The sequence below is a fragment of the Nocardioides sp. Iso805N genome (assembly GCF_000364605.1).
Classification (GTDB): Bacteria; Actinomycetota; Actinomycetes; order Propionibacteriales; family Nocardioidaceae; genus Nocardioides.
In genome coordinates this window covers 65210-81228 of sequence record NZ_KB822587.1, presented here as the reverse complement: position 1 = coordinate 81228, position 16019 = coordinate 65210, and the positions used below count along the sequence as shown (strand labels likewise).

The 16019-nt window shown below is 70.4% G+C and carries 16 protein-coding genes; 8 read left to right on the top strand and 8 right to left on the bottom strand.

Annotated elements, in window-relative coordinates; all coding sequences use genetic code 11:
• Window positions 1-10: 10 nt before the first annotated feature.
• The 3 genes from H036_RS0119560 to H036_RS0119550 are packed head-to-tail and all read left to right on the top strand — an operon-like array spanning window position 11 to window position 2614.
• Window positions 11-784, top strand: a complete 774-nt coding sequence (locus tag H036_RS0119560) for an enoyl-CoA hydratase/isomerase family protein (RefSeq protein ID WP_017936506.1) — start codon at window positions 11-13, stop codon at window positions 782-784.
• Between the two features lie 59 nt (window positions 785-843).
• Entirely contained in the window at window positions 844-1824 is a 981-nt protein-coding gene (locus tag H036_RS0119555; RefSeq protein WP_017936505.1) for an LLM class flavin-dependent oxidoreductase, read from the top strand.
• 1 nt (window position 1825) lies between these two features.
• A complete protein-coding gene (locus H036_RS0119550; RefSeq protein ID WP_017936504.1) occupies window positions 1826-2614 on the top strand; it encodes an enoyl-CoA hydratase/isomerase family protein in 789 nt (262 codons plus the stop codon).
• Between the two features lie 62 nt (window positions 2615-2676).
• On the opposite strand, the gene H036_RS0119545 is transcribed toward H036_RS0119550, so the two are convergent.
• Genes H036_RS0119545 through H036_RS0119535 form a run of 3 tightly spaced genes read right to left on the bottom strand, consistent with a single transcriptional unit; the run spans window position 2677 to window position 5778 of the window.
• Complete coding sequence (locus H036_RS0119545; RefSeq protein ID WP_017936503.1) at window positions 2677-3444, bottom strand: enoyl-CoA hydratase; 768 nt, start codon at window positions 3442-3444, stop codon at window positions 2677-2679.
• Between the two features lie 36 nt (window positions 3445-3480).
• Window positions 3481-4962, bottom strand: coding sequence for an acyl-CoA carboxylase subunit beta (locus tag H036_RS23840; protein ID WP_036489366.1), 1482 nt, complete (start codon window positions 4960-4962; stop codon window positions 3481-3483).
• 9 nt (window positions 4963-4971) lie between these two features.
• On the bottom strand, window positions 4972-5778 hold the full coding sequence (locus H036_RS0119535; RefSeq protein ID WP_017936501.1) for an enoyl-CoA hydratase/isomerase family protein: 807 nt from the start codon (window positions 5776-5778) through the stop codon (window positions 4972-4974).
• A gap of 52 nt (window positions 5779-5830) precedes the next feature.
• Here H036_RS0119535 and H036_RS0119530 point away from each other — a divergent pair, with 52 nt between their 5' ends.
• Window positions 5831-6607, top strand: coding sequence for an SDR family NAD(P)-dependent oxidoreductase (locus tag H036_RS0119530; RefSeq protein WP_017936500.1), 777 nt, complete (start codon window positions 5831-5833; stop codon window positions 6605-6607).
• A 68-nt stretch (window positions 6608-6675) separates the two neighbouring features.
• Here H036_RS0119530 and H036_RS0119525 read toward each other — a convergent pair whose 3' ends face one another.
• The 4 genes from H036_RS0119525 to H036_RS0119510 are packed head-to-tail and all read right to left on the bottom strand — an operon-like array spanning window position 6676 to window position 10932.
• Window positions 6676-7818, bottom strand: coding sequence for an acyl-CoA dehydrogenase family protein (locus tag H036_RS0119525; protein WP_017936499.1), 1143 nt, complete (start codon window positions 7816-7818; stop codon window positions 6676-6678).
• A complete protein-coding gene (locus tag H036_RS0119520) occupies window positions 7815-8948 on the bottom strand; it encodes an acyl-CoA dehydrogenase family protein (protein WP_017936498.1) in 1134 nt (377 codons plus the stop codon). Before H036_RS0119520 ends, H036_RS0119525 begins: the two co-directional genes overlap by 4 nt.
• A 5-nt stretch (window positions 8949-8953) precedes the next feature.
• Window positions 8954-9757, bottom strand: a complete 804-nt coding sequence (locus tag H036_RS0119515) for a crotonase/enoyl-CoA hydratase family protein (RefSeq protein WP_036489363.1) — start codon at window positions 9755-9757, stop codon at window positions 8954-8956.
• 23 nt (window positions 9758-9780) lie between these two features.
• On the bottom strand, window positions 9781-10932 hold the full coding sequence (locus H036_RS0119510) for an acyl-CoA dehydrogenase family protein (RefSeq protein ID WP_017936496.1): 1152 nt from the start codon (window positions 10930-10932) through the stop codon (window positions 9781-9783).
• Window positions 10933-11031: 99 nt separating this feature from the next.
• On the opposite strand from H036_RS0119510, the gene H036_RS0119505 reads away from it, so the two are divergent.
• From H036_RS0119505 to H036_RS0119495, 3 genes are all read left to right on the top strand, one after another.
• Window positions 11032-12162: a thiolase family protein gene (locus H036_RS0119505; protein ID WP_017936495.1), complete on the top strand. Its 1131-nt coding sequence runs from the start codon at window positions 11032-11034 to the stop codon at window positions 12160-12162.
• Window positions 12163-12248: 86 nt separating this feature from the next.
• A complete protein-coding gene (locus tag H036_RS0119500) occupies window positions 12249-13037 on the top strand; it encodes an alpha/beta fold hydrolase (protein ID WP_198290031.1) in 789 nt (262 codons plus the stop codon).
• 50 nt (window positions 13038-13087) lie between these two features.
• Complete coding sequence (locus H036_RS0119495; protein ID WP_017936493.1) at window positions 13088-14401, top strand: FAS1-like dehydratase domain-containing protein; 1314 nt, start codon at window positions 13088-13090, stop codon at window positions 14399-14401.
• Here the strand turns inward: H036_RS0119495 and H036_RS0119490 are convergent.
• The gene (locus H036_RS0119490) at window positions 14377-14874 is read right to left on the bottom strand and encodes a DoxX family protein (protein WP_017936492.1); all 498 of its coding nucleotides are present in this window, start codon (window positions 14872-14874) and stop codon (window positions 14377-14379) included. The two genes, H036_RS0119495 and H036_RS0119490, sit on opposite strands and share 25 nt — an antisense overlap.
• A gap of 99 nt (window positions 14875-14973) precedes the next feature.
• Between H036_RS0119490 and H036_RS0119485 the strand changes: the two genes are divergently transcribed.
• Window positions 14974-16008 (top strand): TIGR03617 family F420-dependent LLM class oxidoreductase, encoded by a 1035-nt coding sequence (locus H036_RS0119485; RefSeq protein ID WP_157417671.1) that lies wholly within the window; start codon window positions 14974-14976, stop codon window positions 16006-16008.
• The last annotated feature ends 11 nt before the right edge of the window (window positions 16009-16019 follow it).

Here is a 16019-nt window from a genome sequence, read left to right as displayed (position 1 = left end):
GAGGAACCCGATGTCCTACGAGACCATCCTGGTCGACGTCGTCGACCACGTCGCCACCGTGACACTCAACCGTCCTGAGCGCATGAACGCCTTCAACCAGCTGATGGTCGACGAGTTCAGCGATCTGTGGAAGCGCGTGCGCACCGACGACGACATCCATGTCGTCGTCCTGCGCGCTGCCGGCGATCGCGCCTTCTGCACCGGTGTGGACGTGGCCGACGGCGTGTCCCTCGGGGAGAACATCTGGAGCGCTGAGGATCCCGGGCGCGGCCTCGGCCCTCGGCAGAACAAGGTGTGGAAGCCCGTCATCGCGGCCGTGCACGGGATGGTCGCCGGGGGAGCCTTCTACTGGCTCAACGAGTGTGACTTCATCGTCTCGGCAGACGACGCGACCTTCTTCGACCCGCACGTCTCCTATGGCATGACGTCGGCGCTGGAGCCGATCGGACTCGCGCGCCGGATTCCGCTCGGCGAGGCGATGCGGTGGGCGTTGATGGGCCTCGACGAGCGGATGTCGGCGCGGCGCGCCTATGAGATCGGGCTGGTGTCCGAGCTGGTGCCGGCCGCCGACCTGCACGCTCGCGTCGACGCGATCGCCCGGATCATCGCCGCCAAGCCGGCGGTCGCCGTCCAGGGCACGGTCAAGTCGGTCTGGGACACCTTGGACCTCGACCGGGAGACGGCGCAGGCCGTCGGTTGGCACTTCCCGATGCGGGGCAACCCGATCGGGACGGCCGAGGTCTCGCGTGAAGGCTTCGCCAAGCCGCAGTGGACGCTGCGCTGATCGCAACATATAGTGCAATCAGATAACTAATAAGACGTGGCTGTGGATCGGAGCGTGTGATGGAATTCGGGTTGCCCTGGCCGGGGGCCGAGGTTGCGGCAGAGGCGGAGGCGGCGGGTATCACCGCCTTCTGCACGGGGGACTTCGTCGACCACGACGCCTACGAGGTGGTCGCCGACATGGTGGCGAACTCGACTCGCGCCAACGTCGGCACCGCCATCGCCTACGCCTTCTCGCGCTCTCCGTACGCACACGCGGCGGCGATGCGCACGCTGCACAAGCAGGCTCCCGGACGGCTCTTCCTCGGTCTCGGATCGGGTGCCTACACCATCAACCGGGACTGGTTCGGCGTCGAGGTCGACAGGCCGGTCGCGCAGATGAGCGATCTCGCCGGCGCGGTGCGCGCCTGGCTCCATGCGGAGAACGGTGAGCGGGTCACCTACGAGGGCCCCTACTACCGGATCAACGCGAAGGTCCAGGCCCCGATCCTCGGTCGTCTCGACATCCCGGTGCTCTTCGCCGGCTTCAATGCCGGCATGGTGCGTGCCGCCGCTCGCCACGCCGACGGCGTGATCGGGCACGGCCTGTTCACGGCACGGTGGTGGGACGAGGTCGTACGCCCGGCTGAGGCGCAGTCCTCCGAGGGCTTCCTCGAGCACGGCTGGCTGATCACCGCCGTCGACGACGAGGATCCCGACCGCGCGGTGCGCGACGCCCGACGGATGGTCGGCTTCTACCTCACCGTCAAGACCTACGACCCCTTCGTCGAGCTTCACGGTTGGGAGAAGGAGGTCGCCGCGCTGCGTGCCGCGTTCGCGAAGGGCGACATCGAGGCCATGACCGCCGCGGTGAGTGACGAGATGGTCGCGACGGTCACCGTCTGCGGCACCACCGAGGACGCCCGCAAGCGCCTCGCCGAGCGCAGGGCCGAGGGGTCGCTCGCCCGTGACCTGGTGTACTTCGCGCCACCGGCGTTCCTGACCAGTGAGCGGCGCCGGGCGACGTACGCCCGCAACAGCCTCGCCCTGATCGAGGGCTGAGGTGGCGCTCGAGTCGAAGGTCGTCGACTACGGCTACGACGACGGGCTGGCGAGGATCACCCTCCTCGACGGCGATCGCGGCAACGGGATCGGCGTCGCCTGCGTCGCGCAGCTGCTCGACGCCTTGCGCCGCGCCCGTGCGGATCGCGCACGCGTCATCGTGATCGGGGCGACGGGTCGGTTCTTCTGTGTCGGCGGAGATCTCGCGGCGATGGCCGCGGCCGACGACATGCCGGTCTTCATCGACGACCTCGCGGACGCGCTGCACCGCGTCGTCTCGGAGGTCCAGCGCTCGGAGGCCGTCGTGATCTGCGCGGTCCAGGGACACGCGGCCGGCGCGGGCTTCCCGCTGGCGGCGGCCGCCGACATCGTGATCGCCGCCGACGCCGTCCGGTTCAGCCTCGGCTACACCAAGGTCGGGCTGACGGTCGACGGAGGCACCAGCCTGCTGGTCCACACACTTGGCCTGCACCGCACCCTCAGGCTCGCCCTGCTGGGCGACGCGATGAGCGCCGTTGAGGCGCGGGACGCGGGCCTGGTCGCTCGGGTGGTCCCGGCGGGGGAGCTCGAGGCCACCGTGGCCGATGTCGCGCGTACGTTGCTCGCCCTGCCCGCCGTGTCCCAAGCGGTCACGAAGCGGCTGGTCCGCGACGCGGCCGATGCCGCGCCGGAGCAGGCGCTGCGACGCGAGACGCTCGCGATCCGGGCGGCCGCCGCACGCCCGGACGGCACCGAGGGCGTCCAGGCCTTCCTGGCCAAGCGCGCGCCGACCTTCACCGACCCGGTGTGACGATCGATCGCTGACGCGTACGGCGCAGGACCCGCGAGGCCCTGCGCCGTACGCGCGCCTGCTCAGGCCAGCTGGGAGCGGTTCCTGGAGATGATCTGGCGGCGGTTGGCCTCGAGGTCGTCCCAGGACGGCGGCGTCGCATCGGCGAGCGCGGCCTCGGTCTCGAGCGCGTTCCCGGCGGTGGCCTCCCAACCGGCGACGTACATCTGCTTGAGCAGCCGGATCGTCGTCCGGTCGCCGTCGGCGATCTGGGCGGCCACCGCTACCGCGCGTGCCAGCAGGTCCTCGTGGGCGACCACCTCGGTCACCAGCCCGATCCGCAGCGCGAGTGCGGCGTCGACGACCTCGCTGGTCAAGGAGATCCGACGCGCCCACGCCGTACCCACCCGGTCGGGGAGGCGCGCTGTCATGCCGCCATTGGGAAGCACGCCGACCCGACCGTGGGTGTCGGCGAACACGGCTCGCTCGCTGGCGATGAGGAAGTCGCAGCCAAGGGCGATCTCGAGTCCGCCGGTGAAGGTGGCGCCATTGATCGCACCGATGACAGGCGTCGTGATCTCGCTGACCCGGCGGATCGCGTGATCGCTGCGGATGTCATCGAGGTAGGAGGCCCCCTCGGAGGCCAGAGCCTTGAGGTCCAGCCCCGCGCAGAACGCCGGGTCGGACCCCGTGAGGACGATGGCACGCACCGACGGATCGGCATCGGCGACGCCGAGCGCATGGCTCAGCGCACCGTTGAGCTCGCGGCTCAAGGAGTTGCGGGCCGCGGGACGGTTGAGCGTCAGCACGCGAACGCCGTTGTCGTCCCGGGTGAGCAGTACGTCGGGCATGGTTCCTCCTGGCAGTGGACGGGAGATGGTGCGGTGTCACCGCTGGTCGCGGTCGGCTGAGAGGCGCAGGCCCTTGAGGAGGCGATCGCGCAGCTCGCGCGGATGGACCACGTCATCGACGCCGAGACGGTCGGCCAGGCCGTAGGGGCCGCCGCGCTGGGCGCCCTCGATCCGGGCTCGGGTCTCGTCGTCGAGGTGTGCGGTCCGGCCTCCGCTCTGCGCGGGCATGGTGGCGATGTTGGCGCTGGGCAGCGCCAGGGTGAGGCTCTGCCGGTCGTGCGGCATGTGCGCCATGGTCGCGAGCCCGAAGCCGAAGCCCTTGCGGATCAGCACGCTGATCCGCGGGCTCCGGAGGCGACGCACCGCGAGGTAGAGCCGCCCGCCCCACTTCAGCACGCCGTCGCGCTCCGCGCGCGAACCGGCGAGCATGCCGGGGTTGTCGATCAGGAAGATCACGGGCTGCCCGAACGTGTCGGCGATCTCGATCAGCTCGGTGGCCTTGATCGCGGCGGCGGCATCCATGGCGCCCGCGCCGTGGCGCGGGTTGTTCGCCACGACCGCGACCGGCCGTCCGCCGAGCCGCGCCCATCCGGTGCACACCGCGGCGCCGTACAGCGGCTGGATCTCGAAGAAGCTGTCGGCGTCGACGACCGTGGTGATGACGTCGCGTACGTCGTAGGGCTGGCGGCTGTTCGGCGGGATGACGTCGAGCAGCTCATCGGTGGATCGGGGCGCCGCTTCGGGGCCGTCCTGGTGGGGGAGCCACCCACCTCGGCAGGAGGGCAGGAAGGACAGGTAGCGCCGCAGCTGCGCGATGGCGTCGGCGTCGTCCCGGGCAAGGTTGTGCACCGTGCCGGCCTCGCGGATCGCCACCTCCCAGCCGCCGAGCTCGTGCGGCGAGAGGTCCTCGCCCAGGGCAGCCTTGACCAGCGGAGGGCCGGCCGTGAAGAGCGCGGCCTGCGGCGTCATCACGACGAAGTCGGCCATCGGGGCGGCCAGGGCACCATGGCCGGCCGAGATGCCGAGGATGGCGCACACGACGGGTACCTCGCCCTTGAGGTCGGCCATGGCGGACAGGTCGTTGGGCGTTCGTGCCGGGGTGCTGGTCCGCACGCCCAGTCGCGCCCCGGCGCCCTCCTTCAGCCAGACCAGTGGGACCCGCTCCTGCAGAGCCAGCTCGGCGAGCCGGTGCCGCTTGTAGGCGCCGCCGCGGCCGACACTGCCGGCCTTGGTGGTGTAGTCCTCGGCGCCCGCGACCACGGGGCGACCCTCGATCAGGCCGAACCCGCACACGAATCCGTCGGCCGGGGAGTCATCCTTGTTGCCGACCAGCGCTCCGATCTCGGTGAAGCTCTGCTCGTCGAAGAGCAGGTCGAGGCGCTCGCGAGCGTTCAGTCTCCCGCTGCTGCGGTGGGCCGCGAGGCGCTGCGGGCCTCCCATGGTGCGGGCGCGCCCATGCTCCTCGGACAGGCGGTCGAGCCAGGGTTGCCACTCGCGTCGTCGTTCGGGATCAGTCATGGTGAGCCCTCAGCGGTGCAGGTAGCTGGGTGCTCGCTTCTCCAAGAACGCGCGCGCCGCCTCCGGCCGGTCCTCGGTGAGCGAGGTGATCACCTGCTGGCGGTTCTCCAGCTCGATCCCGGCGCGCAGCGACGGCGTCTCGACGTTGAGCCACATGCCCTGCTTGGTCAGCTCGACCGAGGCCGGCGGGTTGAGCATGATCTGCTCGGCCTTCGCCAGCGCCGCAGGCAGCAGCTCGTCCGGCTCGTGCAGGGAGGTCACCAGACCGATCCGCAGGGCCTCCTCGGAGTCGAAGCGGCGCCCGGTCAGCATCAGCTCGTGGGCGTTGCCCGTGCCGACGATGCGCGGCAGCAGCCAGGACAGGCCGATGTCGCACGCGGAGAATCCGGCGCGGATGAAGCCGACGGCCCACGGGGCGCCTGGAACGCTGAGGCGGATGTCGCTCGCGCAGGCGATCGCGAGGCCGCCGCCTGCGATGGGACCGTTGATCGCGGCGATCACCGGCTGGGGGAGCCGGTTGATCCGCTCGGGCAGTGCCGAGATCTCCCGCTGGCGCGCAAGCGTGCCGAGCACCGCGCCGTGGTCGGCGTCGCGCTCGGTGTCGCCGTAACCGTTGAGGTCGAGCCCGGCGCAGAACGCGCTCCCGGCTCCGGTCAGGACCACCACCCGCGCCGATCGGTCGACGGCGATCCGGTCCAGCGCGTCATGGAGGGCGACGACCAGCTCGGTGTTGAGCGTGTTCATCGCCTCGGGTCGACGGAGCGTGACCTGCCGAACCCCGGGGATCGGCTCGCTGATCATGACCAGATCCGACACGGATCCTCCTGGGCATCGACGGAAATATAGATTAAAGAATACACTGATTAACATGACGAGCTACCCGTTGCCCCACGTCGGACACGATCTCGTCGGCCGAGTCGCCCTGGTCACCGGAGCGACGGCGGGGCTGGGGCGACGGTTCGCTCGCACGCTGGCCGCCGCGGGTGCCGCGGTCGGTGTCGCTGGTCGGCGCACCGAGAAGATCGCGGAGGTCGTGGCCGAGATCGAGGCCGCCGGCGGGCGAGCCGTCGGCGTACGGCTCGATGTGATGGACGCCGATGCCCTCGTGCGGGCCGTCGACACGGTGGAGAGCTCCTTGGGGCCGATCACCATCCTGGTCAACAACGCCGGCATCCCGGACGCCCAGCGTGCCCACAAGATGGACCTCGACCTGGTCGACCGGGTGCTTGCGACCAACCTCCGGGCGCCGTGGCTGCTCTCCACGGAGGTGGCGCGGCGGCCGATCGAGGCCGGCCGACCAGGCAACATCGTCAATCTCTCCTCGGTCGCCGCGTTCGACTACGACGGCAAGGGCGCAGCGCTCTACAGCACCACCAAGGCGGCGATCAACCGGATGACCGAGACGCTCTCGGTGGAGTGGGCGCGCCACCACATCAACGTCAACGCCATCGCACCCGGCGCCTTCTCCTCGGAGATGATGGACGGGATGATCGACCGGATCGGCGACCCCTCGGTCGGGTTCCCCCGGCAGCGACTCGGCGACCCGGCGCAGCTGGACAGCACGCTGCTGTTCCTGGTCTCACCGGCGTCAGAGTTCGTCACCGGCACCGTGGTCCGGGTCGACGACGGGCAGCCCCACCGCTGATCCGCGCCCCACGAGCGACCCGCGCGCCTTGAGCCGCGCGAAGGATCGCGAGGGGATTCAGCGCGCGGTCAACGGGTGATCAACGGCCACAGCCCCTCGCCGCCGGCCGCGGAGGCGAGCGCCGCGACCTGGGCGTCCCAGTGCTGGGTCGAGCCGTGCTCGGAGCGCCACGCCAGGGCGGCGAGGGTCGCGCGATGCAGGGGGTGCTCGAGGGTCGTGCCGATGGCCCCGTGCATCTGATGGGCCCGCCGTACGACGAGGGAGGCGGCGTGACCCGCACACGAACGAGCCACCGCGACGGCGAACGCGAGGTCGTCGAGCCCCGTCGTGCCGGCGTCGCGGCGGGTGGCCACCCTGACGGCGGCATCGGTTGCGGCCCGAGCCAGGGCGGTCTCGGCCGCGACCTGGGCGAGCGTGTGCTGCACCGCCTGGAAGCGACTGATGGCTCGTCCGAACTGGACCCGTGTGCTGACGTGGTCGAGGGTGAGGGAGAGGCAGCTTTCGAGCGCCGCCGCGAGTTGGACCGCGCGCAGCAGCGCGGCCCGCAGGTCGAGCTCGCGGAGCGTCGCCTCGGACAGGATCTCCGGGAGGGCGAGGTCGCCCAGGGAGGCGAGGTCGGCCGTCACCTCGTCGCGCGGCTCGCCGGCCAGGTTGAGTCCGGGCGTGATGCGCAGGCGATCGGCCGGGACATCGGCGATCCGCCAGCCCGCACGCTCCTGCCAGAGGCAGGCCACGGAGTGGGCATCGCGCGCCCACGGCACCGCCCGGGCGATGCGGTCGGGCCGATCGGCGCGTTCGGCGTGGTCGGCGTGGTCGGGCCCGTCGGAGTCCTCGGTCGCGCCGGCACCGAGGACCGCCACGGTGCGCAGCCTCGCATCCGCGGAGACTCCGCAGCGGCGCAGCAGCCAGCCCGCCAGCAGGTCGTGCTCGCCCACCGGCGCCGCGACTCCGGCCAGGGCGAGCTGGGTCAGCAGCGCCGCCGACTCCTGCCAGGTCGCACCGGAGCCCCCGTCGGCCTCGGCACCGGTGAGCCGGGCCAGGCCGAGCTCCTCGAGTCTGCTCCAGAGCGCGAGGTCGAGGTCGAGGCCTGACTCCGGGTCGCGCACGCTCGGTCCGTGCGCGGTGGCCAGGTCGCGGAAGGTGGCGATGAGGTCGGGGTCCACGCTCGACGAGAGATCGTTGGCGGTCGCGGTGGTGATGGGGTCGCTCATCGAAGTCCCAGCTCTCGGGCGATCACGCCGAGCAGCACCTCGTTGGTGCCGCCCCGCAGGGTGAATCCGGGTCGGTGGTAGACGGCTCGCCGTACGAGGTCCTGCAGCTCGCCATCACCCGGGTCGTCCTCGGTCAGCCGATCCGCGAGGTCGGCGATGTCTCCTTCGAGGGCGGTGCCGAGGACCTTGACGACCGCCGCGGCCGAGGAGACGTCGGCGTGCTGCTGCAGGCCACCCGCAACGGCCGTGGACATGTGGTGCAGGGCGGTGAGGCGGGCGACGTATGCGCCGGTCTCGGCGCCGCCGAGGCCACGCTCGGTCAGGGCGGCCAACAGTCGGTAGGTCGAGAGGAACCTCTCGGGGCCGCTGCGCTCGTAGGACAGCTCGGAGGTGACCTGCGCCCAGCCGTCCCCGATCGCTCCCACCACGAGGTCGTCCGCGACGAAGACGTCGTCGAGATGGACCTCGTTGAAGTGGTGGCTCCCGTCCATGGAGAGGATCGGCCGGATCTCGACGCCGGGGGAGTCCAGCTCGACGATGAACCGCGAGAGCCCCGCGTGCCGGTGCTCGGGATCGAGAGGCGCGGTGCGGACGAGCGCGAAGAACGCGTGGGCATGATGAGCGCCCGAGGTCCACACCTTGGTGCCGGTGATCCGCCAACCGCCCTCGACCCGCTCGCCGCGGGTGCGGACCGAGGCAAGGTCGGAGCCCGAGTCGGGCTCGCTCATCCCGATCGCCCAGAAGAGCTCGCCGCGGGTGATCCGCGGCAGGTAGCGCTGCTTCTGGGCCTCGGTGCCGTACTGGAGAAGCGATGGCGCCGCCTGCCGGTCGGCGATCCAGTGCGCCGACACCGGAGCCCCGGCGGCGAGCAGCTCCTCGGTGACGACGAAGCGCTCCATGAAGGTGCGGCCGTGGCCGCCGTACTCGACCGGGATCGTCATGCCGAGCCAGCCGCGCTCGGCCAGGGCTGCGGTCAGCTGCGGGTCGTAGCCGCCGAGCCAGGTGTCGACACCTGGCACGAAGCGCCCTGTCGCTATCGCCTCGTCGAGGAACGCACGGACCTCGGCGCGCAGGCCGCTCAGCGTCGTCGAGTCCGGTATCAGCGTGGTGCCGACCCCGGTCGTCGCCATCGGATTCACTCGCCCGTGAAGCTCGGAGCGCGCTTCTCGAGCATCGCGGCGACGGCCTCGTGGTGGTCACGCGTCTGGTGGGCGATCGCCTGGAAGGCGGCCGAGAGCTCGAGCACGCCGTCGAGGCTGCGTCCCTCGGCCTCGCGGAGCAGCTTCTTGGCCATCCGTACGGCGTGCGGCGGGTTCGCGGCGACCCGCTCGGCCAGCCGGCGAGCCGAGGTGAGCAGGTCCTCGGGTGCCACGACCTGGGAGACCAGGCCCCAGGCCAGGGCTGTCTCCGCGTCGACCCGGTCGCCGGTCAGCGCCATCTCGGCCGCCCGCGCGGCACCGATCGCCCGCGGCAGGAAGAAGGCCCCGCCGTCACCGGGAATGATGCCGAGCTTGACGAACGACTCGGCGAAGAACGCGGTGCTGGAGGCGATCCGCAGGTCGCACATCAGGGCGAGGTCGCAGCCGGCGCCGACCGCCGGGCCGTTGACGGCCGCGATCAGGGTGACCTCGCAGGCGTGCAGGGCGCGCGGGATGCGCTGGATACCGTCACGGTAGGCGGTGCGCTGGGCCGCCGCAGGATGGCCGAACAGGCCCGTTCGGTCGGCCATGTCCTTGATGTTGCCGCCCGAGGAGAACGCGCTGCCGGCGCCGGTGAGGATGACCGCACGGACCGACGGGTCGCGGTTGACCCTGTCGGCGGCCTCCTCGATCGCCGTGATCATGTCGTCCCCGGAGATCGGATTGCGCTGCTCGGGCAGGTCGAGCGTCCAGGTCTCGATGGCCTCGGAGCGCTCGATGCGCAGGGGTGTGGTGGTCATCCGGTGCTCCCGTGGTGTGGCCGTCACAGGCCGATGGACTTGGCGATGATCGTCTTCATGACCTCATTGGTGCCGCCGTAGATACGGCTCACCCGCGCATCGGCGTACAGGCCGGCGATCGGGTACTCCAGGATGTACCCGTAGCCGCCGTGGACCTGCAGGCACTTGTCGACGACGCGGCCTTGGAGCTCGGTCAGGAAGAGCTTGATGCGGGCGGCGTCCGCAGCGTCGAGGTCGCCGATCTCGTGCGCCTCCAGCGCCTTGTCGAGGAGGGCCTCGCCGGCGGTGATGTCCGCTGCGCACTCGGCCAGGACGAACTTGGTGTTCTGGAAGGAGGCGACCGCCTGCCCGAAGACCTTGCGCTCCTTCGCGTACGCCGTGGCCAGCTGCAGGGCGCGTTTCGCGGCGGCCAGGGAGGAGACACCGATGGTGAGCCGCTCCTGGGGCAGGTTGTGGGAGAGGTAGCTGAAGGCGGCGCCCTCCTCGCCGAGGAGGTCGGCGGCCGGAACGCGGACGTCGGTGAACGACAGCTCGACGGTGTCCTGGGTCGGCAGGCCGATCTTCTTCAGCTTCCGGCCGACCGTGAAGCCGGGGGAGGAGGTGTCGACCACGAACATGCTCAGGCCGGCCCGCCGATTGGCCGGATCCAACGGCGCGGTGCGCGCCACCACCAGGATCCGGTCGGCGTTGGCGCCGCCGCTGATGAACGTCTTGGCTCCGTTGAGCACGTAGTGGTCGCCGTCGCGTCGCGCCGAGGTGGCCATCCCGGCGAGGTCGGAGCCCGTCCCGGGCTCGGTCATCGCGATGGCGAGGATGATGTCGCCGTTGGCGATGGCCGGGAACCAGCGCTGCTTCTGCTCCTCGTTGGCGTAGGCGTGCAGATAGGGCAGGCACAGCTCCGCGTGAACCCGCAGCGCCCCGAGGTTGCAGTCGGCGAAGATGCTCTCCTCGATGAACACCGCGCTGTACTTGAAGCTCGGCTCGCCGGCGCCGCCGTACTCCTCGGGGATGGACAGGCAGGTCAGCCCGTTGCGGACCGCCTTCGTGTAGACCTCGCGGTCGACCAGTCCGGCCTCGGCCCAGTCGGCGTAGTGCGGCTGGACCTCCTTGGTGAAGAAGGCCTGTGCGGAGGCTCGGAACGACTCGTGGTCCTCGGTGAAGACGGTGCGACGCATGGTCGACCTCCTGGATGAGACGGGATGGAAAGATCTTGATTATCATACTAATTGTATGATTTGGTGCACCAGGGGATCAGCTGAAGAAGGAGAGCTTCCATGCGGGACGCGGTGATCGTCGATGCAGTGCGCACACCGATCGGCAAGCGGAACGGCTCGCTGGCCGACGTGCATCCCGCCGACCTCGGTGCTCACGTGCTCAAGGCGCTGGCGGATCGGGTCGGCTTCGAGCCGGCCACCGTCGATGACGTGGTCTGGGGTTGCGTGAGCCAGGTCGGCGATCAGGCGGGCAGCCTGGGTCGGGTGTCGGTGCTGGCTGCGGGCTGGCCGGAGTCGGTGCCGTCATCCACCGTCGATCGTCGCTGCGGCTCGAGCCAGCAGTCGGTTCACTTCGGTGCGGGACTGGTCGTGGCCGGGCAGTACGACATCGCCGTGGTCGGGGGCGCCGAGTCCATGAGCCGGGTGCCCATGGGCAGCGCCGCGCGTGACGGAGCGCCGTACTCGGCGTCGGTGCTGGAGCGCTACGGCGTCGATGACATGAACCAGGGCTTCGCGGCCGAGATGGTCGCGGCGAAGTGGGGGCTCTCCCGCACCCGCCTCGACGAGTACTCCGCCCGATCCCACGAGCGCACCGCCGTCGCCGCCGACGCGGGCACCTTCGAGGGTCAGATCGCGCCGCTCGCCGGTCTTCGGCACGACGAGGGTCTGCGCCGCAGCACCTCGGTCGAGACCCTGGCGAACCTGAAGCCCGCCTTCCGCCCCGACGGGGTCATCACCGCGGGCAACGCCTCCCAGATCTCCGATGGCGCCGCGGCGCTGCTCATCACCACCAGCGAGCTCGCCGCGGCCAACGGCTGGCAGCCGATGGCGCGCGTCCACACGGCCGTCCTGGCCGGCGACGACCCGGTGATGATGCTGACGGCGCCGATCGCGGCCACCGTCAAGGCGCTGCAGAAGTCGGGACTCTCACCGCAGGACATCGGTGCCTTCGAGGTCAACGAGGCGTTCGCCCCGGTGCCGCTGGCGTGGCAGGCGGAGTTCGGCGTCGGCGACGACGTCCTGAACCCGCTGGGCGGTGCCATCTCGGTAGGCCACCCGCTCGGGGCCTCCGGCGCGATCCTGATGACCCGCCTGGTGCACCACATGCGGGACCGGGGCATCCGCTACGGCCTGCAGACCATGTGCGAGGCCGGCGGCATGGCCAACGCGACGATCCTGGAGCTGCTCTGAGCCGCCTCGCGTCGGCGCCGCAGGCGACGGCGCCTGCCTGGTTCTCGACGGCCATCGGGCAGCGGCCCCTCATCCGGTTCGTCGAGGTGGCCGGAGCCACCATCGCGATGCGGACGTGGGGGCAGCCGGGCAGCCCGGGCGTCGTGCTGGTGCACGGCGGCTCGGCCCATGCCGGCTGGTGGGATCACATCGCACCGCATCTGGCGCACGGCCGCCACGTCGTGGCTCTCGACCTCAGCGGTCACGGCGACAGCGACCATCGGTCGGCCTACGGGCCCGCCTTGTGGGCCCAGGAGGTGGCAGCTGCCGCGCGGATCGCGGGCGAAGGGCGTCCGGTGGCGCTCATCGGCCACAGCATGGGTGGCCGGGTCGCGCTGGTCACGGCGACGCAGCACCCCGCCCTGATCGGTGCCGTCGCCCTGGTCGACTCGCCGCTGGTCGACCTCGAGTTCGACGAGGACGTGCTCGAGCGCCGACGGCGTCGGGCGATGCCGCTCTACGCCTCCAAGGCCGAAGCCATGGAGCGCTTCGTGACCGCGCCCGCGCAGGACATGGTCCTTCCCTACGTCCGCGATCACATCGCCGCCCTCTCGGTGGGCGAGGTCGGCGGTAGGTGGACCTGGAAGTTCGATCGCGCCGTCGTCGGCAGCCTCGCCCGGTTGACGCCGTACGTCGCGACGCTGGGCTGTCCGGTGACGCTGTTCCGGTGCGAGCACGGGATCCTGCCCGACGGCGTCGCCTTCAAGCTGGCATTGCTGGTCGGTGACCACGCGCGGGTGGTCGAGCTCCTGGAGATGGGCCACCACCCGATGCTCGACCGGCCGCTGGCACTCATCTCGACGCTGCGAACCCAACTGGCCGCGTGGCGCTGCTGAGCGCAGAAGGCTCGGCCATCACCCGACCGACGACAAGGACGGAGCCACCCATGGTGGACATCGACAAGGAATTCGACGAGGCGACGAACTACACGTTCGACGACCGCGACATCGAGCGGGCCAAGCTGCTCCTCGGCGTCGACGTGGCCAAGAAGCAACTCGAGCACATCAGCACCGCCTCCTATGACTCGATCCGCAACTTCGCCTGGGGTGTGGGCGACGACAACCCGCTCTACGGCGACGAGCACTACGGCGAGACGACGCGCTGGGGCTCGCAGATCGCGCCGAACAGCATGGCGCAGATCATCGGGGCGCCGATGCTCGGAGACCCGATGCCCGAAGACGTCAAGCAGCAGACGAAGGGGCTCTTCCGCGGGATCCATGTCTTCGTGTCGGGCGGATCGACGCAGTGGTACCGCCCGGTCTACCCCGGTGATCGCCTCTTCGCCTTCGGTGGCGAGGAGACCCTCGAGGTCAAGGACTCGGAGTTCGCCGGCCAGTCGGTGATCCAGGTCAGCCGTGAGGTCAAGGTCAACCAGCGTGGCGAGGTCGTCTACGTCCACCGCGTGCTGCGGGTTCTCACCGAGCGCAAGGCGGCCCGTGAGCGCGGCAAGTACAGCCAGATCGAGCCGACCCAGTACACCGATGAGGACATCGAGCGGATCGACGCGATCTATGCCGCCGAGCAGCGTCGCGGCGCCGAGCCGCGCTACTGGGAGGACGTCGAGATCGGTGATGAGCTGCCGCCGATGGTCAAGGGTCCGCTGACCACCACCGAGGTCGTGGCGTTCCATGCCGGTGGCTACGGTTTCGTGCCCTACGGCCTGAAGTCCTCGCGCCTGGCCTACCTCAACCGCAAGCGGATCGCGCCGTTCTTCGTCAAGAACGAGCAGGGTGTCCCGGACGTCGCCCAGCGACTCCACTGGGACTCGGCCTGGGCGCAGGCCATCGGCAACCCGATGGCCTACGACTACGGAGTGATGCGCGAGACCTGGTTCCACCACTACGCCACCGACTGGGCCGGGGACGACGCCTTCGTCATCGAGCAGCGCGATTCGATCCGGAAGTTCAACTATCACGGCGACGTGCAGTTCCTCTCCGGCGAGATCGTCGACAAGCGTGAGGAGAACGGCCTGACGGTGGTCGACGTGAAGATGAAGATGACCAATCAGCGTGACGTGGAGACCGCGTTCGCCGATGTCACGATCTCGCTGCCGAGTCGCACCAACGGCCAGGCCGTGCTGCTGGCGCCGCCCACGGACGTGGTCCGCAGGTCGGGTGCGATGTGGGAGCGCCACCTCGAGCTGAGTGCGCAGCGGACGCGAGCCTCGGCAACGGCTCAGCCGTCGCGAACCGGACGGTAGGTCGCGAGCAGCAGCAGGGCGGTCGAGGCGACACCGACCAGGAGCGCGATCGTGCCTCCGGCCCAGCCGTCGACAGTGGTCCCCGCCAGGTGGTCGACCGACACACTCCCCGGGCCCATGAGGCCCAGGGAGAGGGCTGTGACGGCCAACACCATGACGTACTCCCAGCCGTCCTTGAACACGAAGAAGCCGTTGCGACGATGTGCCAGCAGCGCGGCGACCGACATCACCGAGATGGTGGCGGCCGCGGCGAGCGGCGTCAGGAGGCCGAGGACGAGCAGTGCGCCGGCGCCGATCTCGGTCACGACGCTGGCCCACGCCTGGAGCCGGCCATGGCGTAGACCGAGCCCCTCGAACCACCGCGCCGTACCGGCGATCCTGCCGCCACCGACCCAGTGGTTGATGCCGTGGGCGACCAGCGTCAGTCCGACGACGCTCCGGACGACGAGCAGGGCGAGGTCAGCGGGGTCCATGCGTTGCTTCTTTCTCTCAGACGCCAGGTCAGGGGCCTGGCTTCGATTTAAAAAGTATAATAATTTGGCTCTTGTCGTCGAGGTTGGAGGGAGTACGTCGTGCGCGTTGGGGTGCCGTTGGCAGTGGAGGGCGATGGTCTCGCCGGGGTTGCCGAGGCGGCCTGCGCGGCCGAGTCCGCAGGACTTGATGCCGTCTCGTGCAGCGAGGTGAAGGCCGATCCGGTCCTTCAGCTCACCCTTGCGGCGGGCGCCACCACGAAGGTCGACCTCATGACCGGCATCGCGGTGGCCTTCGCTCGCTCGCCGATGCTGCTCGCCCACCAGGGCTGGCTCTTGCAGGAGTTCAGCGGTGGCCGCCTCACCCTCGGGCTCGGCAGCCAGATCAAGCCGCACATCGAACGGCGCTACGCGATGCCGTGGGGGAGTCCGGCCGCTCGGATGGCCGAATACGTCGCGGCGATGCGGGCGATCTGGTCGGCATGGCGGACCGGGGACAAGCTCGACTTCCGTGGCGACTTCTACCAGCACACGCTGATGACGCCGATGTTCACCCCGGAGGGCTCACAGCCGATGCCGAAGGTCTACATCGCCGCCGTCGGCGGCCGGATGACCGAGGTCGCCGGCGAGGTCGCCGACGGACTGCTCCTGCATCCCTTCACCACCACGACCTACGTCCGCACAGTCACCCTGCCGGCCGTCGAGGCCGGGCGCTCCCGGGGTGCGCCGGGTGAGGCCGGGCGCGACTTCGATGTCGTCGGCGGCAGCTTCATCGTCACCGGGCGCGACGAGCGGGAGTACGCCGAGTCCCGCCGGAAGGTGACCGAGCAGATCGCCTTCTACGGTTCGACGCCGGCCTACCGCGGTGTCCTCGAGGCGCACGGATGGGGCGACCTCGGGGAGGAGCTCCACCGGCTCTCGGTCTCGGGCGACGACCGTCGCTGGCAGACGATGGGTGAGCTGATCAGTGACGAGGTCCTCCACGAGTTCGCGATCGTGGGTGCGCCCGAGGAGATCGGTCCTGCGATGCAGGCTCGCTGGGGCGATCTGATCGCGCACTACCAGGTCAACGGCGTCGGTCTGCCCGACCAGGACCTGGCGTTGAGCCTGGCCCGCTCGATCCGCGGTCTGGCATGACCAGCGCGGCC